Origin of the sequence: Sphingopyxis sp. 2PD (genome assembly GCF_005503695.1) — a bacterium.
Lineage (GTDB): Bacteria > Pseudomonadota > Alphaproteobacteria > Sphingomonadales > Sphingomonadaceae > Sphingopyxis.
In genome coordinates this window covers 197,407-222,277 of record NZ_SCMU01000003.1, presented here as the reverse complement: position 1 = coordinate 222,277, position 24,871 = coordinate 197,407, and the positions used below count along the sequence as shown (strand labels likewise).

Below are 24,871 nucleotides of genomic sequence, written 5' to 3'. Positions count from 1 at the left end.
GAAACGATAGGGTGGCGTCGTTTCTTCCCCAGGCACAACGAAAAGGCGATTATGCGCTTCGAAGAGGAACTGGTGGCATTATTACCGCGCTTGCGCCGGTTCGCGCGCGGTCTGGCGCGCCACCCGAGCGACGCCGACGATTTATGCCAGGCCGCCATCGAACGCGCGCTGAAGTCGCGCGATCAGTGGCAAGAGGGAACAAGACTGGATAGCTGGATGTATCGCATCACCCGAAATATTTGGATCGACGAGCGCCGCGCTGCGGGCCGCCGCGGTGTCCATAGTGCGATCGACGATGCCGCAACGCAGGTTGTCGGCGACGGCGCTGCCGAGGTCGAGGCGGGCGCGCTGCGCGGCGATGTCGACGGCGCAATGGCGCGGCTGCCCGACGACCAGCGCGAGGTCGTGATGCTCGTTCTCGTCGAAGGCTATGCCTATCGCGAGGCGGCCGACATTTTGGACGTGCCAATCGGCACCGTCACGTCGCGGCTGGCGCGTGGGCGCGAGACGCTGATGCATTATCTGGGAGAGGCGGCATGAGCGTGGATCGGGACATTGTTGCGGCCTTTGTCGACGGCGAACTCGACGATCTGACCGCGCGGCGCATCGAACGCGAAGCGGTTCGGGATCCCGCGCTGGCGGCAGAAATCGCGCGCCACCGCGCGCTGAAGGCGCAGCTGACCGCGCATTATGCGCCGGTTGTCGAGGAGGCGGTACCCGAACGGCTGCGCGCTTTGCTCGTCGGGGCGGACAACGCGGACGGGGTCGATACCAGTTTGGCGGATCGTCGCGCGGCGAAGCGGGCGCGCTTTGAACCCATGCACTGGGGCGCGCTCGCCGCGTCGCTGGTGCTCGGGCTGACAATCGGATTGCGGCCCTGGCTGCCTGCCGCCGATGTCGCGAGCGACAAGGGCGTGCTCGTGGCATCGGGTTCGCTGGCCGACGCGCTCGATACCCGGCTGGCGTCGAACCAGCCCGCAGACGCTGCGGTCCGGATCGGGCTCAGCTTTCGCGACGGTGAGGGGCGTTACTGCCGCAGTTTCGAAAGCGCCACGGTCGACGGGATCGGTTGCCGCGAGGGTGGCCGCTGGCAACTGGAACGGACACAGCGCGGACGGGCGCCCACCGACTATCGTCAGGCGGGCTCGGGCGAACTCGCCGCGATGGTGGCGACGATGATGGCAGGCGATCCGCTCGACGCGGACGCCGAGCGTGTCGCGCGCGATGCCGGGTGGCGGGCGCGATAACATGGTTGCCGCGCCAATGTTGCCATTTTGGCGCTTAATGCCGCCGCTATGGCACCGTTAAAGCATGAAAATAACGAAATTTATTCATCGTTAGCAATCAAACATGGCTAAGGATTTTGTGGCGTTAACCTAATTCATGTCAACTTCGTCTGCATGGACATTGAAAAATAATGAAAAATACGATATTTGAGCTGGATCATATTTGCGAATTTTGCAGCTTTTATCGCCGTTTGCCGACCCGATCTGACTTTGTGCCGACAAGGTGGACGCCATGAACCAACCTCGCCCCAACGCCGAGCAGGAATTTGCCGCCGCCGCTGCCGCCAGCGATCGCCGAGGGGCGGATCGTTACCGCACCGTGTGGCGCATCGCGAAAATCATTCGCAACGGCGACGCGGGACTATGGCGCGTACGCAATATATCCGACCGGGGCATGATGCTTGCCGCCGATGTGCCGATCAGCGTCGGCGAACAGCTTGAAATCGCCCTGTCCGATACGGTGCAGCTGCGCGGCAAGGTGGTGTGGTCCGAGGGTGGGCGCTGCGGCGTTGCGTTCGACCAGGAGGTCGACGTCGCCGATGTGCTCAAACAATTGGCCGCCGAACAGCGCGCCACCGGCTACCGCCAGCCGCGCCTGCCGGTGCATAGCCGCGCGCAGGCGGTCACCGATGAAGGGACGGGCAATATCGAACTCGTCGATCTGTCGCAGCATGGCGCGGGGTTTTTGCACGACGGGCATTTCGAGGTGGGCAAGGAGCTTGACCTGATCCTGGCTGGCGGGGTCAAGCGCCGCGCGATCGTGCGTTGGTCGCGCGCCGGGCGCGGCGGGTTGTGGCTGACCCAACCGCTCGATCGGGCTGACCTCGAAAGCATCCGCCGATTTGAAAGCTGACGGCGCTTTGCGGTGTCAGATATCCTCGACCAGCCGCCCGTAAAGCTGCGGGCGGCGGTCACGAAAAAAGCCCATCCCCGCGCGGTGCTTCGCGGCGCGGTCCAAGTCGATCGTTTCGATCAGCACGCCGGTCTCGCTGGCACCGAATTCCTGCGTCAAATCGCCCCATTCGTCGCTGATGAAGCTGTGACCATAGAAATTGGCGTCGCCCTCGCTCCCGATGCGGTTCGCGGCGATCACCGGCATACAGTTTGACACGCTGTGACCCTGCATCGCGCGCCGCCACATGCGGCTGGTGTCGAGATCGGCATCATAAGGCTCGCTGCCGATCGCGGTCGGATAGAAAAGCAATTCGGCGCCCATCAGCGCCATCGCGCGGGCGCATTCGGGATACCATTGGTCCCAGCAGACGCCGACGCCGATGCGGGTGCCGAACAGATCCCAGACCTTGAAGCCGGTGTTACCGGGGCGGAAATAATATTTCTCTTCATAGCCGGGGCCGTCGGGGATGTGGCTCTTGCGGTATGTTCCCATGATTCCGCCATCGGGGCCGATCATTGCGAGCGTGTTATAATAATGATGCCCCTCGCGCTCGAAGAAGCTGGTCGGGATCGCGACTTTCAGCTTTGCGGCGAGCGCCTGCATCGCGACGACGCTGGGATGCTCGGCGGTCGGACGCGCCGACGCGAACAGCGCCTCATCCTCGACCTGACAAAAATAGGGTCCCTCGAACAATTCGGGCGGCAGGATGACCTGCGCGCCCTTCGCCGCCGCTTCCTCGACCAGCGCGGTCACGGCATCGATGTTGGGCTGAACAGGGCCGGGCAGGGGAAGCTGCAAGGCAGCGACGGTGATGGTGCGGGTCATGGGTGCGCTATGCCGGAAGCTGCTGGCTCGAGCAATGGAAGCTGCCGCCGCCGGCGATGATGCCGAGGGCGGGGAGGCCTACAGCGCGGCGGTCGGGGAAGAGGGCGGCGAGCGCATCGACCGCGGCCTGATCGTTCGGGGCGCCATAGGTCGGCACGACCACGACGCTGTTGCCGATGTAGAAGTTCATATAGCTCGCCGCCGCGATTTCGCCGTCAATCTCGATCCGGCCGGGGGAGGGGAGATCGACGATCTCGATCCCGCCAAACGCCGCTGCGCGCGCGCGGGCGTCGGCGTAGATGTGCGCGTTGGGATCGTCATCGCCGTCGGCGACGGGCAGCGCCAGCCGCCCTTCACCGACAAAGCGCGCCAGATTGTCGACATGGCCGTCGGTGTGGTCGCCGACCAGCCCGTTGCCGAGCCAGAGCAGACGGTCGATGCCGAGCGACTGGTGGAGCCGCACCGCTATGTCTTCGCGCGTCAGCGTCGGGTTGCGATTGGGGTTGAGCAGGCACTCCTCGGTGGTGACGCACAGGCCGGTGCCGTCGACGTCGATCCCGCCGCCTTCGAGCACCCAGTCGAGGTGCTGCGTTGGCAGGTCCGCGTGCGCGGCCAGGATTGCCCCGATCTCGCGGTCGCCGGGCATCACGAACTTGTTGCCCCACCAATTGAAGTCAAAATTGCGCGCCTCGCGATGGCTACCGGTGCCGACGATGATCGGCCCGGTGTCGCGTAGCCAGATATCGCCGAAGGGGACAACGAACAACTGCACGCCCCGATCGACGAGCGCCTCGGCAATATCGGCATTGTCGTGATCGCGCACGAGCAGATGTACCGTCTCGCCGCGCCCTTCATCATGGACGGCATTGGCAAAGGCGGCCACATCGCGCCGCGCGGCGTCGATCTGTCCCGACCATTCGTCGGCGAGATGCGGAAAGCCGATCCAAACCGCTTCGTGCGGCGCCCATTCGGCGGGCATACATAAGGTCATCGCGTCGAAATCCTCAATTTCCCAGTTTCGTCATTGCGCGCGAAGCGAAGCAATCCAGAGCGGTTACCGCCCACTCTGGATTGCCGCGTCGTTTCGTTCCTCGCAATGACGAGCGCAGGATCTATTTCGCGGCGCTGCGCGACTTATCACGGGCGGCGCGGAATTCGTCGCCCTCGACCCAGTTCGGCCATGCCTCAGTCATCGCCAGCATCCGGCCCGCGGCATAGTAGAGGCGCAGGTCGGCCATCATGCCGCTCCAATTGGTGATCGCCTCATATTCGTCGCCCGGCGCGTGATAGCGGTTCTTTTCATAATCTTCAGACGCCTTCTGGCCCGCTTCGACGCCGCCCTCGACCAGATCGTCGCCGCTGCCGAAGTTGAACATCGGCACGCCGAGCTTGGCAAAGCTGAAGTGATCCGACCGGTAATAGAAACCCTTTTCGGGGGTCGGTTCGGCCTTGACCGTGCGGCCCTCCATCTGGGCGAGCTTTTCGACATAGGCGTCGAGTTCGGACTTACCGCCGCCAACGACCACGATGTCCTTGGCCGGGCCGACCGAGTTGAGCGCGTCCATATTGACCCCGCCGACGGTCTGCGACAGCGGAAACACCGGGTTCTCGGCATAATATTTCGACCCGAGCAGCCCCGATTCCTCGGCGGTCACCGCCAGGAACACGATGCTGCGGTCGGGCGCACCGGCCTTATTGAACGCCTGCGCGAGCGTGACCAGGCCCGCGATGCCGGTGGCATTGTCGACCGCGCCGTTGCAGATGTCGTCGCCCGCGACCGGCGTGCAGCGGCCCAGATGGTCCCAGTGGCCGGTGTAGAGCACATATTCTTGCGGACGCTTGGCGCCCGGCAAGATGCCGATGACGTTGCGCGACATTTTCTTGGCGATGTCATTGTCAAAGCTGAAGTTGGCCTTCACGCCGGTCAGCGCGACGGGCTTGAAGCCCTTCTTCTTCGCCGCGTCGCGCAGCGCGTCGAAATCCTGTCCGGCGCTGGCGAACAATTCCTTCGCCTTGGGCAGCTGGATCCAGCCGTTGGCGACGGTCTGGCTGGCGCCGCCGTCCTTGCTTTCGGCCAGATATTGCGTGCCGGTGTTGCTCGATTCGACGACATTCCACCCGTAAGCGGCGGGCTCGGTGTCGTGGACGATCAGCACCGCCGCGGCGCCCTGCCGCGCCGCTTCTTCATATTTGTACGACCAGCGGCCATAATAGGTCATCGCGCGGCCGTTGAATTCGCCCTTGGTTTCAGCGGTCTGCCAGTCGGGATCGTTGACGAGGACGACGACGGTCTTACCTTTCACATCAAGGCCCGCATAGTCGTTCCAGCCCTTTTCGGGGGCGACAATGCCATAGCCGACAAACACGACGTCGCTGTCCTTGACCGCGGTCTTCGGTTGGACGCGATAGCTGAACGCAACATAGTCCTTCGCATATTGTGCGGTGACCGGCGTCTTGCCGCCGGTAAACGTCAGCGGGGTCGCATTTTTCGCGGTGATTTCGACCAGCGGCACATCCTGCGTCCAGCTGCCGTTGTTACCGGGCTGCAGCCCCGCTTCCTGATATTTCTTGATCAGATAGGCAACGGTCTTTTCCTCGCCGGGCGTGCCGGGCGCGCGGCCTTCATAGGCGTCGAGCGACAATTCCTTCGTCACTTCCTGCAACGTCGCCAGCGACAGCTCGGGGATTTCGACATCGGGAATGGCGGTGGCGGTGGTCGCCGCCTTGTCGGACGCGTTGCACGCGGCGACGGTCAGAAGAACCGCGAAAGCCGCGGCAGATCGGGGGAAACGAAGCATGGGAATGTCCTTGGAAGGTTTCGTTTGCGGTTGGACGGGCTTGTGCCAGCCCGTCGGCGCGGGTGCAAGCGGTGGGGCTTGCGCATAAGGTCAAATCGCGGAAAGAACGTGGAAATGATCGCGCGGGGCGTGACAGTATGAGTAGAGGGGAGCAGATTTTAATGGCTCGATTTGAGGGTTTGCGTTCGACATCTTCGGCTTTTGCGGCGGCCTTACTCCTATTTTCAGCCGGATTGGGGCAAGCGCAAACGACCGTCTCTGATTCGGCGGCCCTGTTCGGCTCGGTAGGCTCGGTCGATGATATCAGTCTCTCGCCTGATGGTACTGCGATCGCCTTTATCTCGCCGTCGCCGACTGGCGGAAATGATCTGTTTGTTGTTGGTACCGCCGAAGGCGCCGTCCCCCAACGGATCATGCGCGCGAGCGGTGATCCCGAGTTTTTCTCGTGGTGCGGGTGGGAAAATGCAAAGCGCTTGCTTTGCGAAATCGCTGGTCGCGAAAAAGGACAGGGACGCGACGTCAATTCTTTCCGGCGATTGATGGCGCTCGACCCCGACGGTAAGAACCTGAACGTCGTCGGCCCTGAAGGAAAATATGCGTTTGCAGGCAGCCATTTGATCGACTGGCTGCCCGCCGAAGACGATCGGATCATGCTTTGGCATCCCAGCAACCGCGTGGTCACGATTTCGACGCGCAACGAGGATGAAAAGACCGTCGAAGCGCCGCGCACATATGCCGTCAATTATTTGTCCGACGAAACCGGAAAACTGCGCGTTCTGGTCAGCAATGCATCCAGCGAGAGCGGGATGATCGATGGGAAGAACCGCTATTTTTCGAGGCCTGCTTCTGGCGGAAGCTGGCGAAATCTATCAGTATATGACATCTCAGCGCGCGACGGTTTTCGCCCGGTGGCGATCGAACACGGCGCCGACCGCGTGTTCGGTTTTGGCCGAGTGAATGGTCGCGTCGCATTGCAGCGGATGGAACTGCAAGGGGCAGTTGATGCCGAGACGATCTTTTCGCATCCCGAGGTCGACGTGTCGGGCACTCTGCGGATCGGGCAATCGGGGCGGGTAGTTGGGGTTGCCTATTCGACCGATCGACCACATGCCCATTATTTCGACCCGCGTATCAAAGCGCTGGCAGCACAACTTGAAAAAGCCTTGGGTGCCCGCACGGTGCGGCTTATCGACGCAACGCGCGACGAAAAGACATTTCTTGTTTGGGCGGGTTCGGACACCGATCCCGGGCATTATTACCTGTTCGACACCGCACTCAAAAGCTTGCGGCCGTTGCTGGCGGACCGGCCGATGCTTGAAGGCGCGAAGCTGTCCGAGGTACGCCCGATTAAATATCCCGCGGCGGACGGCACTGAAATTCCTGCATATCTCACGCTTCCGCCCGGCAAAGTCAGTGCCACCGGCCTGCCAGCAGTGGTTATGCCGCACGGCGGGCCATCTGCTCGCGATGAATGGGGCTTCGATTGGCTGGCGCAATTCATCGCTCAGCGCGGTTTCGCGGTACTCCAGCCGAATTTCAGAGGTTCGACCGGTTACGGGGACGAATGGTACCAGCGCAACGGTTTTCAATCGTGGCGGACATCGGTTGGAGACGTGAGCGATGCTGGGCGTTGGCTGCTCAGCCAAGGTGCGCCAGCGGCCAAGCTCTCGATCGTCGGCTGGTCGTACGGCGGTTATGCGGCCTTGCAGTCCGGTGTAATTGCCCCCGACCTGTTCAAGTCGATCGTGGCGATCGCGCCAGTCACTGACCTTGCCCAGCTGCGACAAGAGGAAAGTCGTTACACGACGGCGCGGATCCAGCGCGACTTTATCGGGACCGGTCCGCATCTGCGCGAAGGTTCGCCTGCGCAAAACGCCGCGCAATTCAAGGCGCCCGTATTGCTATTCCACGGGACGATTGATCAGAATGTCGAGCCGACGCAGTCAAAGACCATGGTCCGCGAACTGCTAAAAGCAGGACGCGCCGTAGAACTGGTCGAATATCCCGGTTTGGCCCATGACCTCGGATCGTCGTCGGCGCGCATCGACATGCTCAAACGGATCGAGGCTTTTTTACCGAAGTGAAAAGGCAACAAAAAAAGGGCGGTCCTTGCGGGCCGCCCTTTTGAATTCTTCCGGTGGGAACCGATCAGCGCGAATAGAATTCGACGACCAGATTGGGTTCCATCTTCACCGGATAGGGCACTTCGTCGAGCGTGGGCACGCGGACATAGGTCGTCTTGGTGCCGTCGACCGCCAGATATTCGGGCAGGTCGCGCTCGGGCAGGCTCTGCGCTTCGGCGACCAGCGCCATTTCCTGCGCCTTCTTGCCCAGGGTGATTTCGTCACCGGGCTTCACCAGACGGCTGGCGACGTTGCACTTCACGCCGTTCACATAGACGTGGCCGTGGCTGACGAGCTGGCGCGCCGAGAAGATCGTCGGGGTGAATTTCGACCGATAGACGACGGCGTCGAGGCGGCGTTCGAGCAGGCCGATCAGGTTCTGGCCGGTGTCGCCCTTCATGCGGCTGGCTTCGAAATAGTTCTTCTTGAACTGCTTTTCGGTGATGTCGCCGTAATAGCCCTTCAGCTTCTGCTTCGCGCGGAGCTGGATGCCGAAGTCCGACACCTTGCCCTTGCGGCGCTGGCCGTGCTGGCCGGGGCCATATTCGCGGCGGTTGACCGGGCTCTTCGGGCGACCCCAGATGTTCTCGCCCATGCGGCGGTCGAGTTTATACTTGGCGCTCTGGCGCTTCGACATTGTCGTCTCCAATTTGCTGTGTGCCGAAGAATTTCGGCGGGTCCCGGGTCGCACCATAGGAGCTGTGTCCTATGCGACCGCCGCTTCACCGGGGTGCGGGGTCCATTGCGAAGGCGCGCGGTTAACCGGGGGGCGGGGCAAAGTCAAGCGTGCGGCGCTGTGTCCGTACTGGTGCCTCGACAGCCGAATAAATTCCGCTAAACGCTCGGCACATGACTGACATCAAACTTCCCGAACAGTGCGAGACGATGATCGACGTGCGCGCCGGCGTCGATCAGATGGACCGCGAACTTGTCGCGCTGCTGGCGCGGCGCTTTGGCTATATGGACGCCGCGGCGCGGATCAAGACCGATCATGGCGCCGTGCGCAACGAAGCACGCAAGGCGCAGGTGCTGGACAATGTGGCGCGCGAGGCCGAGCTGGCCGGGCTGCCACCCGAGCATTTCCGCGCGATATGGGACGTGCTCGTCGAGCAATCGATCGCCTATGAAGCCACCGAGTGGCGCCGCATTCGCGCCGATCACTGATCCTGGTTAGCGGCGCCCCCCGGTAGGCGCCGCTGTTTCGGCGCGCGCCGCGTCGGGGGCAGGCTGCGCCGGTTCGGCGACGATGCGGCAGACGCGCTTTGGTACCGTTCTGCCGGTCGTTTCGACCTTTTGGCAAATCTTCTTGGGCTTAGCGGGCTTTGTCGAACCTGCTGCGTCGGGGGTCGCAGGCGGGGCTGCCGTTGCCGCATCGGGCGCGGCGGACGACAGGGCGAGGGAGAGGAAAAGCGTCAGCATCGAATCAAACTCTTTGATCGGATCAAGGCCTAAATTCGCTTCGCTCAACGGCCAAGGTACCGGTGCACCACGGCTTGATAGTGACTGGCAAGGGGGTGAGGGGTGACGGGCGCCGGGTCAGGCACCCGCCGCCATCACTTGGCGCCCTTCAGCTGCTGGCTGGTCGTGTCGGCCTGACGATCCCAGCTTTCCTGCGTACGGCATTCGCGCTCGGGCAGGCGGCTACCGGTGTTGGCGATCCGGCGGCAGATCAGCTTCGGCTTAACCTTCTCGGGCTTGGCCGCCGTCTCGGTCGTCGGCGATGCGGGCGGGGTTTCGGTGGTCGCAGCGGCAAGCGCCAGCGACATTATCAAGGTCAACATGAACGATCGAACTCCAAGGAGGGGAGGCGTCTGTTATCGCGCGCGGGGCGTCCTGCCAAGACTGGTTATGACCCCGTGCATCATCCTGATATCATTGTGCGACCAGCCGGTCTTGGTCAGCGCGGTACGCAATGTGCGCAGCGTCGCCTCGGTTCGTTCGGGCGGATTGAAATAGCCGCTGGCGTCGAGGTCGCGGATCAGGTGCTGGATCAATTCCTCCAGCTCGCCATGCGGCGCGACGGGATCGAGCGCCACGGTCGGCGGGCTGGCGAGCGCGACGCCGCCTTCGGCTTCGCTCGGCGCATGCTTCGACCATTCATAGGCGAGCAGGATCACCGCCTGCGCCAGGTTCAGCGATGCGAAGTCGGGGTTGATCGGAACGGTCACGATCGCGTGGGCGAGGGCAACATCGTCGGTTTCGAGGCCCGAACGCTCGGCGCCGAAAACATAGGCTGAACGTCCGGCCTCGGCATGCACGGCGCGCGCCGCGGCTTCCGGGGTCAGCACCGGCTTCATCACCCCCCGCTTCCGCACAGTCGTGGCATAGATGGTGGTGCAATCGGCGACGGCGTCGGCCAGGCTATCAAACACCCGCGCCTCGGCCAGCACAATGTCGGCGCCCGCGGCCGCCGGTCCCGCATCGGGATTAGGCCAGCCATCGCGCGGGGCGACGAGTCGCAATTCGGTCAGCCCGAAATTGAGCATCGCCCGCGCCGCCTTGCCGATATTTTCGCCAAGCTGCGGACGGACGAGGATGATGACGGGCGGTGGGGCTACGGCCAAGGTCAATTTTTATGCGCCGCCTCGGTCACCGACGAGGCGAATTCCTCGAAATCCTTGGCCTCGGTGAACTCGCGATAGACGCTGGCGAAGCGGATATAGGCGACGCTGTCGAAACCTTTCAGCGCTTCCATCACCATCGCGCCGATTTGCGCGGCCTGCACTTCATTCTCACCCGATGTTTCGAGCTGGCGCTGGATACCCGACACTAGCCGTTCGATGCGCGCGCCGTCGATCGGGCGCTTGCGGCACGCGATCTGGATGCTGCGCATCAGTTTCTCGCGGTCGAAGGGTTCGCGCCCGCCGCCGGCCTTGAGCACCGATACTTCGCGCAGCTGGATGCGCTCGAATGTCGTAAAGCGCGCGCCGCAATCTTCGCACTGGCGGCGCCGACGAATGGCCGCGCCGTCCTCGGTCGGACGGCTGTCCTTCACCTGGCTGTCTTCATGGCCGCAATAGGGACAGCGCATGGTCTAGCGTTTCACCCGCGAATAAAGCGCGATCGCAGCGCCCGCGAACAGCCCGACGGGCCAGCTCACCACCGGCAGGACCGCGCCTGCGACCGCTCCAATTACGCCGCCGGTGAGGACTGGCTTGGTTGACGGATGCGCCAGCCCTTGCTTGCCCATCGCCTTGACCTCTTCGATCGTCAGCTCGGCCAGTGTCGGCTCTTCAGGATGTTGGCGCGCCAACGGTTTCAGCCCTGATAGATGGGAAAGCGTTCGCACAGGGCGCGAACGCGGCCGCGCACATTGGCTTCGACATCGGCATCGCCATGCTCGCCCTTGTCGCGCAGTGCTTCGAGCACGTCGGCGACCATGTCGCCGATTTCCTCGAACTCGGCGATGCCGAAGCCGCGCGTCGTGCCCGCGGGCGACCCGACGCGGATGCCGCTGGTCTTGATCGGCGGCAGCGGGTCAAAGGGAATGCCGTTCTTGTTGCAGGTGATCGCGCTGCGTTCGAGCGCCTCGTCGGCGTCGCGGCCGGTGACGCCGAGCGGACGCAGGTCGATCAGCGCGAGATGCGTGTCGGTGCCGCCCGCCACGACATCGGCGCCGCGGGCCTTGAGTCGACCGGCGAGCGCCTGCGCATTGGCGACGGTGGCCTTCGCATAATCCTTGAACTCGGGGCGCAGCGCTTCGCCGAAGGCCACGGCCTTGGCAGCGATGACGTGCATCAACGGGCCGCCCTGCAGGCCGGGGAACACCGCCGAATTGATCCGCTTGGCGATCGCTTCGTCATTGGTCAGGATCATGCCGCCGCGCGGGCCGCGCAGCGTCTTGTGTGTCGTCGTGGTGACGACATGCGCGTGCGGCAGCGGTGAAGGATGAACGCCGCCCGCTACGAGTCCGGCGAAATGCGCCATATCGACCATCAGCAACGCGCCGACGTCATCGGCGATCTTGCGGAAGCGGGCAAAGTCGAGAGTGCGGGGATAGGCCGAGCCACCTGCGATGATCAGCGCCGGACGATGTTCTTTCGCCAGCGCTTCGACCTGATCGAAATCAACGAGATGGTCGTCGGCGCGCACGCCATATTGCACGGCGTTGAACCATTTGCCCGACATCGCGGGCGGCGCACCATGGGTCAGGTGACCGCCGGCGTCGAGGCTCATGCCGAGGATCGTCGCGCCGGGCTTGGTCAGCGCCAGCATCACCGCGCCGTTGGCCTGCGCCCCCGAATGCGGCTGGACATTGACATAGCCGCAGTCGAACAGCTGCTTGGCGCGGTCGATGGCGAGCGTTTCGACCTCGTCCGACGGCGCGCAGCCCTGATAATAGCGACGGCCGGGATAACCCTCGGCATATTTGTTGGTGAAGACCGATCCCTGCGCCTCGAGCACCGCTTTCGAAACGATGTTTTCGCTCGCGATCAGTTCGATCTGATATTGTTCGCGTTCGAGCTCATGCTTCATCGCCGCGGCGACCGCGGGGTCGACGGTGCCGACACCGTCAGTGAAATAGCCGGCCGATTTGATGGGCTTGTTAAGCGTGTCGGTCGTCATCGGCTGGTCTCCAGTTGCGGCGGGTTTGAAAGTTTGTCGACGCGGCGCGCATGGCGATCGCCGGCAAAGTAGGTGGTGAGGAAGGCGGTGAGGCACGCCTTGGCCATGTCGATGCCGGTCAGGCGCGCACCCATAGCGATGACATTCGCGTCATTATGTTCGCGGGACAGCTTCGCCGACAGCGGTTCGGACACCAAGGCGCAGCGGGCCGCGGGATTGCGATTGACCGAGATCGAAATGCCGATCCCCGAGCCGCACAGCGCCACGCCGCGCTCCGCACGGCCCTCGGCGATCGCCTCGCCCAGCGCGTAACCAAAATCGGGGTAATCGACGCTGTCGGGGCCGTTTGTGCCCAAATCCTCGACATCATGGCCTTCGGTGCGCAGCCAGTCGGCGAGCAGCGCTTTCAGCTCGTAAGCGGCATGGTCAGAGGCAATGGCGATGCGCATCGGCGCGGCTCCCGCTGGGATCAAGGGAATCGATGTCGGCCCTTTAGGCGACGCCGTCCGATTTGGCCATAAGTGAGGTGGCAAATTTGTGACGCGACCGATAAAGCTCCGCCATGTCCGATACCGTCATATCCGTGCTGATGCTCACCGGGGTCGCGCTGACCGGCGGGGCGGCCTATGTTTTCCGCCAGGGCGACAAGCGCCGCGCACTGCTGATGCTGGTCGCGGCGCTGGTGATGTTCGCCAATGTCGCGGTGTGGCTGGTGCCGGTGAGATAATATCCTTCCCGGAACGGGGAGGGGGACCGCTCGCGGAGCGAGTGGTGGAGGGGGCTATCGACCTTGAGCGACGCTAAAGGCCTCGCACCCCCTTCGTCAGCGCTTCGCGCTGCCACCTCCCCACGAGTGGGGAGGAACAAAAGTTACCGAATCGGCGAATCCGGCGCGAGCCGCATATCCAGATAGTTATCGAGCGACTTCATCAGCTGGTCGAGCTCATGCTCGAAGAAATGGTTCGCACGCGGGATCTCGTCGTGATGGATCGTGATGCCCTTCTGCGTGCGCAACTTGTCGACCAGCTTCTGCACCGCGGACGGCGGCACGATCTCGTCCTGCCCGCCCGCGACGATGATGCCCGAAGAGGGGCAGGGCGCGAGGAAGCTGAAGTCATACATGTTCGCCGGCGGTGCGACCGACAGGAAGCCGCGGATTTCGGGACGGCGCATGAGCAATTGCATGCCGATCCACGCACCGAAGCTGAAGCCCGCGATCCACGTCGTCTGCGCTTCGGGATGGATCGATTGGACCCAATCGAGCGCCGACGCCGCATCGCTGAGTTCGCCGATGCCGTTGTCGAACGTGCCCTGGCTGCGACCGACGCCGCGGAAGTTGAAGCGCAGCACCGCGAACCCGCGCGCGACGAAGCTCTTGTACATCGCCTGCGTGATGCGGTCGTTCATCGTACCGCCGCCCTGCGGGTGCGGGTGCAGGATCATCGCAACAGGCGCACGCGGGCGCGGCGGGGGCGAAAAACGGCCTTCGATACGGCCCTCGGGGCCGGGGAAAATCACGTCGGGCATGGGAGCACCTCTTATCTTTTGCGGCTGACCGCCGAATCGCCGGAGTGGCAGGGTGGCGGAGCGAAGATGGCGCCTATATAGAAACAGCGTTGCAACTTGCAACTTTTGCGAATCGCTCGCAATAAGACGCGTTCAAACGACCGCCGTTCTTCCGTTCGTGTCGAGCGAAGTCAAGACACGCGAAGGCGTGCGCGACCCATCGTGTCTCGACTTCGCTCGACACGAACGGGATTTAGAGGCAGATGCCGCGCATGATTTACCTCGATTATCAAGCCACGACGCCGCTCGCCCCCCAGGCGCGCGCGGCGATGCTGCGCTGGCTGGAAGGGCCGGGTGAGGGCGCAAATGACCTTGGGGGCTTCGCCAACCCGTCGAGCACCCATAAGGCTGGCCGCGCGGCGGCGGCGGCGGTAGAAGTGGCGCGTGATCAGGTTGCGGCGCTGCTTCCCAAAGGCGGGCGTGTCTTTTTCACCTCAGGCGCGACCGAGGCGCTCAACTGGGCGCTGCTGCGCGGCGCCGAACTCATGCCCGGCGGTGTGGCGGGGCTGAGCATCGAACATGCAGCGTCGCTGCAATGTCTGGAGCGCCTGCACGCAACCGTTCTGCCTGTCGACAGTGACGGCGTCGCTCTGCCGCCTGACGCGGCGCTGCTCCCCGAAAATGGCATCGTCGCGGCGATGCTGGTGAACAACGAAGTTGGCACGGTCCAGCCGGTCGCCGAATATGCCGCCGCCGCGCATGCGAAGAACAGCTTGCTGCTGTGCGACGCGGTGCAGGGCTATGGCCGCGTCGCGATTCCCGAGGGCGCCGACCTGATCGCCATCTCGGCGCACAAAATTCACGGGCCGAAGGGTATTGGCGCGCTGTGGATCCGCGATGGCATCGACCTGCCGCCGCTGATGTTCGGCGGCGCGCAGGAACAGGGGATGCGATCGGGCACGGTTTCGCCCGCGCTGTGCGCCGGGTTCGGCGCCGCGGCGGCGCTGGCCGCCGAGCGGCTCGACGAAGATGCCACGCATATCGAACGGCTATGGTCGCTGGCGCGCGAGATGCTGCCCGAATGGACGATCAACGGCGCCGTCGATGCGCGCTACCACGGCAATCTCAACATTCGCCGCGAGGGCGTGAACGGCCTCCGCCTGATGTCCGACGCCCGTAATATCGGCTTTTCGCTGGGCAGCGCCTGCGGCAGCGGGTCGGGCAAGGTCAGCCATGTGCTTCGCGCGATGGGGGTCAGCGAAACTGACGCACGCGCGTCGATCCGCCTCGGCTGGGGTCGCTACACCAGCGAACAGGAATTGCGCGACGGGCTGACCGCGATCAAGGACGCCGCGCGATTGCAGGGAGTCCATTGATGCGCGTCACCTTCATCCACGCCGATGGCAAGGGCCGCACCGATGCCGAGGTCGAACCCGGCTCCATCCTGCTCGACGTTGCGCAGGCGCATATGATGCCGCTGGAGGGGACATGCGAGGGCCAGATGGCCTGTTCGACCTGCCATGTCATTGTTGCTAAAGAGGATTTCGAGCGCCTGCCACCCGCGACCGAAATGGAAGAGGACATGCTAGACCTTGCCGCCGGGGTGCGCCGGACGAGCCGCCTCGCGTGCCAGATCGTGCTGACCGAGGCATTGGACGGGCTGACCGTCCACATCCCGGGCGAAAGCCGCAACATGCAGGCGCCGCGCTGAACCCATCTTGTCGTCATCCCGGCGAAGGCCGGGATCTCGCCGGTGCGTCACGACGCGAGGTCGAGACTCCGCCCTTCGCCGGGATGACGATTGAGGGCAACACAACTTGCATTTCCGCTCACCCGCCGCCATATGCGCCGCGGGAGTCGGGCGGACGTGGTCTTCGCCAACCCGGTCAGGTCCGGAAGGAAGCAGCCGCAACGAATTCGCCGCGGGTCGTTCCGGCTCCCACCCAATTTCCCCCTTCGACAAGATCGCGCGCCGTCCCTAAGACGATGCCATGAGCGATTCCGCCGACGACGAACCCGCGATGCTGGGAATGGACCTGCCCGAGGTGAAGCCGCAGGCCTCATCTGGCCCGTACCGCGTCCTCGCCCGTAAATACCGCCCGCAAACCTTTGCCGAACTGATCGGGCAGGATGCGATGGTGCGCACGCTGGGCAATGCGATTGCGCGTGACCGGCTCGCGCATGCGTTTCTGATGACGGGCGTGCGCGGGGTCGGCAAGACCTCGACCGCGCGCCTGATCGCCAAGGCATTGAACTGCATCGGTCCCGACGGGCAGGGCGGGCCGACGATCGACCCGTGCGGCGTCTGCGAACCGTGCCGCGCGATCACCGAAGGGCGCCATATCGACGTCATCGAGATGGACGCCGCGTCGAACACCGGCGTCGACGATGTGCGCGAGATTATCGAGGCGGTGCGCTATGCCGCGGTGTCGGCACGCTACAAGATCTACATCATCGACGAAGTGCACATGTTGTCGCGCAACGCCTTCAATGCGCTGCTTAAAACGCTCGAAGAGCCGCCGCCGCACGTCAAGTTCCTGTTCGCGACGACCGAGGTCAACAAGGTGCCGGTGACGGTGCTGTCGCGCTGTCAGCGCTTCGACCTGCGCCGCATCACCCCCGACATGCTGTTCGCGCATTTCAGCGCGATCCTGCAAAAGGAAGGCGTGGAGGCCGAGGCGCCGGCGATCTGGCTGATCGCCAACGCCGCCGAAGGTTCGGTGCGCGACGGTCTGTCGATCCTTGATCAGGCGATCGCGCATGCCGACCTCGACGGCGGCGGGATGATCGGCGCGGCGCAGGTGCGCGTGATGCTCGGGCTGTCCGACCGCACGTCGATTGCGCAGTTGATGGCATCGATACTGGACGGCGACAGCGGCGGTGCGATCGATCTGGCGCGCGCGCAATATGCGCTGGGGATCGAGCCGGTCGCGATGGTGCGCGGGTTGATGGACCTGACCCATGCGGTGACATTGGCCAAAGTGTCGCGCCACGACGACCCGGCGCTGGCCGAAACCGACCGTGAACGCATCGGCGACTGGGCGCAAAAACTGGGCTTCGCGCCGCTCAACCGGCTTTGGCAACTGCTGCTCAAGGGGCATGACGAGGTACTGCGGGCGAACAATCCGCTCGAGCATCTGGAAATGTTGTTGCTGCGGGTGATTTATGCCGCATCGATGCCCGATCCCGGCGAGCTGGCGAAATTGCTGGAATCGGGACGGTTGCCGACGATGCCGCTCACAGCGCCTCCCGCAGCCGCAGGGCAGGAAACCCCCGCGGCTGTACAGGTCGCGGAGGCGGCACCAGTCGCCGACCTTCCGGCAACTTCGCTGACGATCGCCCAGATTCACCAGCTACTCGAAAGCAGCGGCAATCACCGGCTGGCGGTGCAGGTCCATGATCATCTGCGGGTTATTGAACTCGAACCGGGTCAGCTGATCTTTGCCGCCGTCCCGGCGCTGTCCGCAGCTTTCGCGCGCGATCTGGGCGACGCGCTGTTTGCCGCGACGGGCAGCCGCTGGAACGTGCGCGTGGGCGAGGGCGATGCGCGGCCCAGCCTGGGTCAAGTGCGCGCCGCGACCGCTGCGGACAATGACGCGCGGATCCGCGAATTGCCGGTGGTCAAGGCCGCGCTGGCCGCTTTTCCCGACGCCAGCCTTGAAGACCCCGCCGACAATCGCCATAAGTCGAACCCATGAAATCGATCGAAGAAATGATGAAGGCGGCGCAGGAAGCCGCCGCCACCGTGCAGGCGCAGATGCAGGAGGCGCAGGCGAAGCTCGACAGCGTCGAGGTCGAGGGCGTGTCGGGCGGCGGGCTGGTGCGGATTCTCGCCAGCGCCAAGGGCCGGATCAAGTCGATCAATATCGACGACAGCCTGATCGTTCCTTCGGACAAACAGATGCTCGAAGACCTGCTCGCCGCCGCGTTCAACGACGCGCGCGAAAAGGCCGACCGGGTCAGCAACGAAGAAATGGGCAAGATGACGAGCGGCCTGCCGCTGCCCCCGGGCTTCAAGCTGCCGTTCTGAGCGGCTTTGCCCTCGCTGTTCACCGCAGCGGCATTGAATGCGTGCGAAGTTACGCCATATTAGCGATGAACACCCTATAAGAAGGGCGGAGCGTCCGGTCGTGGCGCCTGTCCAGGAGCCGTAATGACGCAATCTTTTCCCCTGTTGCCGCTGCGCGACATCGTCGTTTTCCCGCACATGATCGTGCCGCTGTTCGTCGGCCGCGACCGCTCGGTCGCCGCGCTCGAGACCGCGATGGAATCCGACAAGGAAATCTTCCTCGTCGCCCAGCTCGATCCGGGCGAGGACGATCCGCAGCGCGAAGACCTGTACGATGTCGGCGTGATCGCCACCGTGCTCCAGCTTTTGAAGCTGCCCGACGGCACCGTTCGCGTGCTGGTCGAGGGCAAGGAACGCGCCAAGCTCGTTGCGTTGACCAATGACGACAAGACGGTGATGGCGAGCGTCAAGCCGATCGACGACACCGTGGACGACAGCGTCGATACCGCCGCGTTGATGCGTTCGGTGGTCGATCAGTTTGAAAATTACGCCAAGCTCAACAAGAAGATGCCCGCCGAAACCGCGGTGCAGCTGTCGCAGATCGACGACGCGTCGCGCCTCGCTGATTCGGTGGCGGGCAATCTCAACATCAAGGTGTCCGACAAGCAGGCGCTGCTCGTCGAAGACACGCCGTCGAAGCGGCTCGAAATGGTGTTCGCGTTCATGGAAGGCGAGCTGGGCGTACTGCAGGTCGAAAAGAAGATCCGTGGCCGCGTCAAGCGCCAGATGGAAAAGAGCCAGCGCGAATATTATTTGAACGAGCAGCTGAAGGCGATCCAGCGCGAGCTGGGCAACGACAATGGCGAAGGCGGCGACGATCTGGCCGAGTTGCAGCAGAAAATCGACGGCATGAAAATGTCGAAGGAAGCCAAGGCCAAGGCGAATGCCGAGCTGAAAAAGCTGCGCGCCATGGCGCCGATGTCGGCCGAGGCGACGGTTGTCCGCAACTATCTCGACACGCTGATCGGCCTGCCGTGGGGCAAGAAGTCGAAGCTGAAGAAAGATATCGCCGCGGCGCAGGCTGTGCTCGACGATGACCATTATGCGCTCGAAAAGGTCAAGGACCGCATCGTCGAATATCTGGCGGTGCAGGCGCGTACCAACAAGCTGAAAGGGCCGATCCTGTGCCTCGTCGGCCCGCCGGGCGTCGGCAAGACCAGTCTCGGCAAGTCGATCGCCAAAGCGACCGGTCGCGAATTCATCCGCCAGTCGCTGGGCGGCGTGCGCGACGAGGCTGAAATTCGCGGCCACCGCCGCACCTATATCGGCTCGCTGCCGGGCAAGATCGTCACCAACCTGAAAAAGGCGGGGACGATGAACCCGCTGTTCCTGCTCGACGAGATCGACAAGCTGGGCCAGGATTTCCGAGGCGACCCCGCGTCGGCGCTGCTTGAGGTGCTCGACCCCGAACAGAATACGAAGTTCCAGGACCATTATCTGGAAATCGACGTCGATCTCAGCGACGTGATGTTCGTGACCACCGCAAACTCGCTGAACCTGCCGCAGCCGCTCCTCGACCGCATGGAAATCATCCGGCTCGAAGGCTATACCGAGGACGAGAAGGTCGAGATCGCCAAGCGTCACCTGATCGCCAAGCAGATCGAGGCGCACGGGCTGAAGAACGGCGAATTCGAGCTGACCGAGGAAGGTCTGCGCGACCTGATCCGCTATTACACGCGCGAAGCGGGGGTTCGCACCTTGGAGCGCGAGATCGCCAAGCTTGCGCGCAAGGCGCTCCGCCGCATTCTCGAAGGCAAGGTGGAAAGCGTCACGATTACGCCTGACAATCTGTCGGACTTCTCGGGCGTGCGCAAATATCGCCACGGCATGGGCGATCTGGAGGATCAGATCGGTGCCGTCACCGGCCTGGCCTGGACCGAGGTCGGCGGCGAATTGCTGACGATCGAGGCGGTGACCGCGTCGGGCAAGGGCCAGGTGCGGACCACCGGCAAGCTCGGCGAAGTGATGACCGAATCCGTCCAGGCGGCGCTGTCGTTCGTCAAGGCGCGCGCGCCGAGTTACGGGATCAAGCCGAGCCTGTTCGCGCGCAAGGACATCCATATCCACTTGCCCGAAGGCGCGGTGCCCAAGGATGGGCCGTCGGCGGGCGTCGGCATGGTCACCGCGATGATTTCGACGCTGACCGGGATTGCGGTGCGCCGCGATGTCGCGATGACCGGCGAAGTCACGCTGCGTGGCCGCGTGCTGGCGATCGGCGGCCTCAAGGAAAAGCTGCTCGCGGCGCTCCGCGGCGGGATCAAGACCGTGTTGATCCCCGAAGAAAATGAAAAGGATCTGGTCGAAATCCCGGCGAATATCACCAGCGGGTTGAAGATTATTCCGGTCAGCCACGTCGATCAGGTGCTGGCGGAAGCGCTGGTCAGCCCGGTCGTACCGATCGAATGGACCGAGGCCGACGAACTCGCCGCTTCGCCGCCGCTGGCGCCGGGAACGGACCCCGAGACGACGATTCGCCACTGACGGCGGTGGATCGACGTCTCGCAGCCCTGCTTTTCGTCGCAAAATCGTCGTTTAGCCGCCGTTTTCGCCCTTTTTTGCTTTGACAAGGCAGGGCGAAACGGCGTTAGTGGCGCCCCATGGCATGACCATGACTCATTCAATCAACCATAAGCAGGGGTTCCTTAGGCATGAACAAACAAGACCTGATCGCCGCCGTCGCTGACTCGAGCGGCCTGACCAAGGGTGACGCGAGCAAGGCGGTCGAAGCCGTTTTCGAAGCGATCACGGGTTCGCTGAAAAAGGGTGGCGAAGTTCGTCTCGTTGGTTTCGGCACGTTCGCAGTCAGCAAGCGCAAGGCATCGACCGGTCGCAATCCGCGCACCGGCGAAACGATGACCATTGCGGCATCGAACCAGCCCAAGTTCAAGGCCGGCAAGGCGCTCAAGGACGCGGTCAACTGATTGGCCAGCCCTTTCGGTGAGAATATTTCAGGCCGCGGCGCAAGCTGCGGCCTGATTTGCATCGGGACGGCCGTTTCGGCGAAATCGCCGTTGCAATCATCGGCGCAGCGGCTATGGACGTCCGGCTTTCGGGCGTCGAACATTCGGTCGATCCCCGGACGGGCGCGTAGCTCAGTGGTAGAGCACACCCTTCACACGGGTGGGGTCGCAGGTTCAATCCCTGCCGCGCCCACCATGGCCCGGTCGACCCGACGCGCAAGCGAAACGCCAGCTGACCGGACCATTCATCGCCTATTCAATGCCTTTGCATTAGAGAGACGGCCATGACCCGTACCCTGATCTTCTCGCTCATCTCGGCCCTGCTGCTGTCCGCAGGCGCACCCGCGGCCGCGCGCGGCAATCGCGATCAGGACCATCTGCGCGATGCGGCGGCGCAGGGGCAGGTCATTCCGCTCAACCGGCTGATCGCCGAAGTCCGTTCGCGCGCGCCCTATAGCGAGATGACCTATCTCGGCGGGCCGCAGTTCGACGCTGGCCGGATGATCTATGCGCTGAAGTTCATGGACGGCAGCCAGGTCGTCGTCGTCTATGTCGATGCCCGCACCGGCCGGATCGTCGGCCGCAAACCCTGAAGCTTCCGAAATCGCCGACGCGCTTCGCAACGACATTTTGCGATGATCGTTCGGACTTGATACACAGTCGAAACATGCGGCCGGGGTCACCGGTCCGCCAAGGAAAGGCGTCCGAATGCGGATCTTGATTGTCGAAGACGAACCCACCCTCGGCCCGCAGTTAAAGGCGACGCTGGAAGCGACCGGTTATGCCGTCGATCTGGCGACCGATGGCGAGGATGGCCATTTCCTCGGCTCGACCGAAAATTACGATGCCGCGATCCTCGATCTGGGCCTGCCCGAAATCGACGGGCTGACGGTGCTCGACCGCTGGCGCCGCGAAAAGCGCAATTTTCCGGTGCTGGTGCTGACCGCGCGCGACAGCTGGTCGGACAAGGTCGCGGGGCTGGATGCCGGCGCCGACGATTATCTGGCCAAGCCGTTCCAGACCGAAGAACTGATCGCCCGCCTGCGCGCGCTCATTCGCCGCGCCGCCGGCAATGCGTCGAGCGAACTCACCGCGGGCGACGTACGGCTCGACACCCGTTCGGGCCGCGTCACGCTAGCGGGCGAAGCGGTCAAGCTGACCGCGCAGGAATATAAGCTGCTGTCCTATCTGCTCCACCACAAGGGCAAGGTGGTGTCGCGCACCGAACTGATCGAGCATATTTACGATCAGGATTTCGACCGCGATTCGAACACGATTGAAGTGTTCGTCACGCGTATCCGCAAAAAGCTGGGCGCCGACATCATCACGACGATCCGCGGTCTGGGTTACCAGCTCGACGATCCGCAGGGCTGAACCGTTCGGCCATGGCCGATATGGACTCCAGTACGACAGGCGTCACGGCCCGCGAACCGGTGGAAAAGCCCGTCGCGCTGACCAGCCGCATCACCGGATCGCTGGCGCGGCGCATGATCGCTATCGCGGCGCTGTGGATTTCGGTGCTGCTGATCGGCGGCGGTTTCGCGCTCGATCGCGTCCTCACCGGCGCGATCACGCGCAATTTCGATTCCAGCCTCGAATATGTGCTGATCGCGATGATCCGTTCGTCCGAAATCGGCCCCGATGGCGAGGTGCGGCTGGTCGAACCGCTCGGGGACCAGCGATTCCTGGAACCGTATAGCGGCCTCTACTGGCAGATCAGCGGCGGCAATCAGGAACCCTATCGCTCGCGGTCCTTGTGGGAACGGTCGCTGAAGGCGCCGACACCGCATATCGACGACCAGATCCACACCTATGACAGCACCCAGTTCCCTGACGAGGAGCTGCGCGTGCTCGAACGCAATGTCATCCTGCCGGGCAGCAAGGTCAGCTGGCGATACCAGATCGCCCAGTCGCGCGAGGCGCTGGACGCCCAGGTCGGCGCGGTGCGCCAGACGCTGATCCCCAGCCTGGCGCTGCTCGGGCTAGGGCTCATCATCCTTGCCGCGCTTCAGACCTTTTACGGCCTCTGGCCGCTGCGGCATATCCGGCGCGCGATCGCCGCGATGCGCGGCGGGCAGAATCGCCGCGTCGATGCGCCGCTGCCGCTGGAAGTGCAGCCGATGGTCGACGAACTCAACGCGCTGCTCGCGCATAACGAGAAACAGGCCGAGGAGGCGCGGCTCCACGCGGGCAATCTGGCGCACGCGCTCAAGACCCCGCTCACCGTCCTGCTCAACAGCGCGACCAGCCAGACCTCGCCGCTCGCCGACACGGTGCGGCGCGAGGCCGCGACGATGCAGCGGCAGGTCGAACATCATCTGGCGCGGGCGCGCGCGGTCGGGCGGCGGGGTGCGGCGCAGGCGCGCGCCAATGTCCGCGAAAGCGTCGACAGCGTGACGCGCGCGGTGGCGCTGCTCTATCCCAAGGTCCGGCTCGACGCGGCGGGCGACAAGCAGCTGGTGGCGCGCGTCGAACGCCAGGACCTTGATGAACTGGTCGGCAATCTGCTCGAAAATGCCGCGAAATATGGCGGCGGGAGCGTGTTCGTCACCATCCGGCGCGACGGGTCGATGGCAGAGATACTGGTCGAGGACGACGGCCCGGGCATCTCGCCCGCCGACCGCACGCGCATTTTCGATCGCGGCGTCCGCCTCGACAGCGGCAAGCCCGGTACCGGGCTCGGCCTCGCGATCGTGCGCGACGTCGCCGAAATCTATGGCGGCAGCATTGCGCTCGAAGAGAGCGACGATCTGGGCGGGCTGCTGGTGCGGCTGCGGCTGCCGGCGGGCTAAACGCCCCCAAAATTCCCGCGATGCGGGGCGCTTTGCATCGGTTCACCGCACAATCCGCCCATATTGTCTGCGCAATCGAACGTCCCGTCTTGCCGGGCGAACCGAGTTGCAAGAAGGGGCGACGGGAATTCGCGGGGGCGGCTCACTGAAGGAGTAGGGTCATGCTTACCGTTTCCAAAAGACCAAAGACTTTGTTGTTCATCACCGCGCTGGCCGCTGCGACGCCGGTCGGCCTTGCCGCGCAATCCCAAGAAGCGCCCGCCGACGGCGACGTCATGGCGACCGTTTATGGCACCCTGCCGACCCCCGACCAGATGACCAAGGGGCCGCAGGTCGAAGGCATCATCTCGGCGCGCAGCGATGGCCGGATGCGTATCCGCACCGCCGATGGCAATGACACGACGATCGCGATCGCCGACTATACCAAGATCAAGGCCAAGGGCGGCTTCCTGGGGCTGAGCAGCAACAAGCTGGCGGCGGACTCGCTGCTCAACGGCCTGCCGGTCACCGTCGATACGCTGCAATGGGACGGCGGACTGGTCGCGAGCGAGGTCGATCTCAAGAGCAAGGATCTGCGTACCGCGTCGATGATCCGTACCGGCACCGACCAGCGCTTTGCCGAGCAGACCGCGGCAACCGAAGCGCTGCGCAGCCGCGTCGGCGACATCGATCAATATAATGTCAAAAGCACGATCAACGTGAATTTCGACACCGGCAAGGCGATCCTGTCGCCGCAGGCCAAGGCCGACCTCTGCTCGACCGCCACCCAGGCCGAAGCGATGGACAATGCACTGCTGCTCGTCGTCGGTTACACCGATTCCACCGGCAGCGAGGAATTGAACCAGGCGCTGAGCGAAAAGCGCGCGGGCCGCGTCGTCAATCACCTGCAACAGGCGTGCGGCTGGAAGCCCTATCGCATGCTGACCCCGACCGGCATGTCCGAAGCCGATCCCGCGGCGGACAACAGCACCCCCGAAGGCAAGGCGATGAATCGCCGCGTCGCGGTGAATGTTCTCGTCAGCAAGGGTCTGGACGGGATGTAAGCGAACGC

The 24,871-nt window shown here is 63.8% G+C and carries 28 protein-coding genes, 1 tRNA gene and 1 other RNA gene; 18 read left to right on the top strand and 12 right to left on the bottom strand.

Annotation, left to right across the window (positions count from 1 at the left end):
- Window positions 1–51 precede the first annotated feature (51 nt).
- The 3 genes from FFS18_RS04715 (at window position 52) to FFS18_RS04705 (ending at window position 2,139) form a co-directional block, all read left to right on the top strand.
- On the top strand, window positions 52–540 hold the full coding sequence (locus FFS18_RS04715; RefSeq protein WP_137869958.1) for an RNA polymerase sigma factor: 489 nt from the start codon (window positions 52–54) through the stop codon (window positions 538–540).
- Window positions 537–1,247, top strand: a complete 711-nt coding sequence (locus tag FFS18_RS04710; RefSeq protein ID WP_137869957.1) for an anti-sigma factor — start codon at window positions 537–539, stop codon at window positions 1,245–1,247. The genes FFS18_RS04715 and FFS18_RS04710 overlap by 4 nt, the downstream gene beginning before the upstream one ends.
- 271 nt (window positions 1,248–1,518) lie before the next feature.
- Window positions 1,519–2,139 (top strand): PilZ domain-containing protein, encoded by a 621-nt coding sequence (locus tag FFS18_RS04705; RefSeq protein ID WP_137869956.1) that lies wholly within the window; start codon window positions 1,519–1,521, stop codon window positions 2,137–2,139.
- A gap of 15 nt (window positions 2,140–2,154) precedes the next feature.
- Here the strand turns inward: FFS18_RS04705 and aguB are convergent, their stop codons facing one another.
- From aguB to FFS18_RS04690, 3 genes are all read right to left on the bottom strand, one after another.
- A complete protein-coding gene (gene aguB / locus FFS18_RS04700; RefSeq protein ID WP_137869955.1) occupies window positions 2,155–3,006 on the bottom strand; it encodes an N-carbamoylputrescine amidase in 852 nt (283 codons plus the stop codon).
- A gap of 7 nt (window positions 3,007–3,013) precedes the next feature.
- Entirely contained in the window at window positions 3,014–3,997 is a 984-nt protein-coding gene (locus FFS18_RS04695) for an agmatine deiminase family protein (protein ID WP_137869954.1), read from the bottom strand.
- Window positions 3,998–4,118: 121 nt separating this feature from the next.
- On the bottom strand, window positions 4,119–5,804 hold the full coding sequence (locus FFS18_RS04690) for a M28 family metallopeptidase (protein WP_137869953.1): 1,686 nt from the start codon (window positions 5,802–5,804) through the stop codon (window positions 4,119–4,121).
- A gap of 161 nt (window positions 5,805–5,965) precedes the next feature.
- Here FFS18_RS04690 and FFS18_RS04685 point away from each other — a divergent pair, with 161 nt between their 5' ends.
- Window positions 5,966–7,888: an alpha/beta hydrolase family protein gene (locus tag FFS18_RS04685; protein ID WP_171005228.1), complete on the top strand. Its 1,923-nt coding sequence runs from the start codon at window positions 5,966–5,968 to the stop codon at window positions 7,886–7,888.
- Window positions 7,889–7,952: 64 nt separating this feature from the next.
- Here FFS18_RS04685 and rpsD read toward each other — a convergent pair whose 3' ends face one another.
- Window positions 7,953–8,564: a 30S ribosomal protein S4 gene (gene rpsD, locus FFS18_RS04680; protein WP_120215975.1), complete on the bottom strand. Its 612-nt coding sequence runs from the start codon at window positions 8,562–8,564 to the stop codon at window positions 7,953–7,955.
- Between the two features lie 212 nt (window positions 8,565–8,776).
- Here rpsD and FFS18_RS04675 point away from each other — a divergent pair, with 212 nt between their 5' ends.
- A complete protein-coding gene (locus FFS18_RS04675) occupies window positions 8,777–9,091 on the top strand; it encodes a chorismate mutase (protein ID WP_120215976.1) in 315 nt (104 codons plus the stop codon).
- Window positions 9,092–9,097: 6 nt separating this feature from the next.
- Here FFS18_RS04675 and FFS18_RS04670 read toward each other — a convergent pair whose 3' ends face one another.
- From FFS18_RS04670 to rpiB, 7 genes are all read right to left on the bottom strand, one after another.
- Window positions 9,098–9,346 carry a hypothetical protein gene (locus tag FFS18_RS04670; protein ID WP_137869951.1) on the bottom strand — a complete coding sequence of 83 codons (249 nt, stop codon included), beginning with the start codon at window positions 9,344–9,346 and terminating at the stop codon, window positions 9,098–9,100.
- Window positions 9,347–9,480: 134 nt separating this feature from the next.
- Window positions 9,481–9,708 carry a hypothetical protein gene (locus FFS18_RS04665; protein ID WP_137869950.1) on the bottom strand — a complete coding sequence of 76 codons (228 nt, stop codon included), beginning with the start codon at window positions 9,706–9,708 and terminating at the stop codon, window positions 9,481–9,483.
- 33 nt (window positions 9,709–9,741) lie between these two features.
- Window positions 9,742–10,491, bottom strand: coding sequence for an RNA methyltransferase (locus FFS18_RS04660; RefSeq protein WP_137870065.1), 750 nt, complete (start codon window positions 10,489–10,491; stop codon window positions 9,742–9,744).
- 2 nt (window positions 10,492–10,493) lie between these two features.
- On the bottom strand, window positions 10,494–10,958 hold the full coding sequence (gene nrdR, locus FFS18_RS04655) for a transcriptional regulator NrdR (protein ID WP_120215980.1): 465 nt from the start codon (window positions 10,956–10,958) through the stop codon (window positions 10,494–10,496).
- A gap of 3 nt (window positions 10,959–10,961) precedes the next feature.
- Window positions 10,962–11,180 carry a hypothetical protein gene (locus FFS18_RS04650; RefSeq protein WP_120215981.1) on the bottom strand — a complete coding sequence of 73 codons (219 nt, stop codon included), beginning with the start codon at window positions 11,178–11,180 and terminating at the stop codon, window positions 10,962–10,964.
- A gap of 5 nt (window positions 11,181–11,185) precedes the next feature.
- Window positions 11,186–12,493, bottom strand: a complete 1,308-nt coding sequence (gene glyA / locus FFS18_RS04645) for a serine hydroxymethyltransferase (RefSeq protein ID WP_137869949.1) — start codon at window positions 12,491–12,493, stop codon at window positions 11,186–11,188.
- Window positions 12,490–12,942, bottom strand: a complete 453-nt coding sequence (gene rpiB, locus FFS18_RS04640) for a ribose 5-phosphate isomerase B (protein ID WP_137869948.1) — start codon at window positions 12,940–12,942, stop codon at window positions 12,490–12,492. Before rpiB ends, glyA begins: the two co-directional genes overlap by 4 nt.
- Window positions 12,943–13,055: 113 nt before the next feature.
- Between rpiB and FFS18_RS17390 the strand changes: the two genes are divergently transcribed.
- The gene (locus FFS18_RS17390; RefSeq protein WP_171005227.1) at window positions 13,056–13,220 is read left to right on the top strand and encodes a hypothetical protein; all 165 of its coding nucleotides are present in this window, start codon (window positions 13,056–13,058) and stop codon (window positions 13,218–13,220) included.
- A 143-nt stretch (window positions 13,221–13,363) separates the two neighbouring features.
- Here FFS18_RS17390 and FFS18_RS04635 read toward each other — a convergent pair whose 3' ends face one another.
- A complete protein-coding gene (locus tag FFS18_RS04635) occupies window positions 13,364–14,020 on the bottom strand; it encodes an alpha/beta hydrolase (protein ID WP_088441609.1) in 657 nt (218 codons plus the stop codon).
- 251 nt (window positions 14,021–14,271) lie between these two features.
- On the opposite strand from FFS18_RS04635, the gene FFS18_RS04630 reads away from it, so the two are divergent.
- From FFS18_RS04630 to FFS18_RS04575, 12 genes are all read left to right on the top strand, one after another.
- Window positions 14,272–15,375: a cysteine desulfurase family protein gene (locus FFS18_RS04630; protein ID WP_137869947.1), complete on the top strand. Its 1,104-nt coding sequence runs from the start codon at window positions 14,272–14,274 to the stop codon at window positions 15,373–15,375.
- On the top strand, window positions 15,372–15,710 hold the full coding sequence (locus FFS18_RS04625; RefSeq protein WP_137869946.1) for a 2Fe-2S iron-sulfur cluster-binding protein: 339 nt from the start codon (window positions 15,372–15,374) through the stop codon (window positions 15,708–15,710). The genes FFS18_RS04630 and FFS18_RS04625 overlap by 4 nt, the downstream gene beginning before the upstream one ends.
- Window positions 15,711–15,848: 138 nt before the next feature.
- Window positions 15,849–15,946, top strand: an RNA gene (gene ffs, locus FFS18_RS04620) — signal recognition particle sRNA small type.
- 44 nt (window positions 15,947–15,990) lie between these two features.
- The gene (locus FFS18_RS04615; RefSeq protein ID WP_137869945.1) at window positions 15,991–17,697 is read left to right on the top strand and encodes a DNA polymerase III subunit gamma/tau; all 1,707 of its coding nucleotides are present in this window, start codon (window positions 15,991–15,993) and stop codon (window positions 17,695–17,697) included.
- The gene (locus FFS18_RS04610; RefSeq protein WP_088441612.1) at window positions 17,694–18,029 is read left to right on the top strand and encodes a YbaB/EbfC family nucleoid-associated protein; all 336 of its coding nucleotides are present in this window, start codon (window positions 17,694–17,696) and stop codon (window positions 18,027–18,029) included. The genes FFS18_RS04615 and FFS18_RS04610 overlap by 4 nt, the downstream gene beginning before the upstream one ends.
- A 123-nt stretch (window positions 18,030–18,152) precedes the next feature.
- Window positions 18,153–20,549 (top strand): endopeptidase La, encoded by a 2,397-nt coding sequence (gene lon, locus FFS18_RS04605; RefSeq protein ID WP_137869944.1) that lies wholly within the window; start codon window positions 18,153–18,155, stop codon window positions 20,547–20,549.
- A 167-nt stretch (window positions 20,550–20,716) separates the two neighbouring features.
- Window positions 20,717–20,989, top strand: a complete 273-nt coding sequence (locus FFS18_RS04600; RefSeq protein WP_088441614.1) for an HU family DNA-binding protein — start codon at window positions 20,717–20,719, stop codon at window positions 20,987–20,989.
- A gap of 160 nt (window positions 20,990–21,149) precedes the next feature.
- Window positions 21,150–21,224 (top strand) — tRNA-Val (locus FFS18_RS04595).
- An 88-nt stretch (window positions 21,225–21,312) separates the two neighbouring features.
- Entirely contained in the window at window positions 21,313–21,621 is a 309-nt protein-coding gene (locus FFS18_RS04590; protein WP_120215988.1) for a hypothetical protein, read from the top strand.
- A gap of 115 nt (window positions 21,622–21,736) precedes the next feature.
- Entirely contained in the window at window positions 21,737–22,402 is a 666-nt protein-coding gene (locus FFS18_RS04585) for a response regulator transcription factor (protein ID WP_120215989.1), read from the top strand.
- A gap of 113 nt (window positions 22,403–22,515) precedes the next feature.
- Window positions 22,516–23,820, top strand: coding sequence for a sensor histidine kinase (locus FFS18_RS04580; protein WP_137870064.1), 1,305 nt, complete (start codon window positions 22,516–22,518; stop codon window positions 23,818–23,820).
- A 161-nt stretch (window positions 23,821–23,981) separates the two neighbouring features.
- Window positions 23,982–24,863 (top strand): OmpA family protein, encoded by an 882-nt coding sequence (locus tag FFS18_RS04575; protein WP_137869943.1) that lies wholly within the window; start codon window positions 23,982–23,984, stop codon window positions 24,861–24,863.
- Window positions 24,864–24,871: the final 8 nt, after the last annotated feature.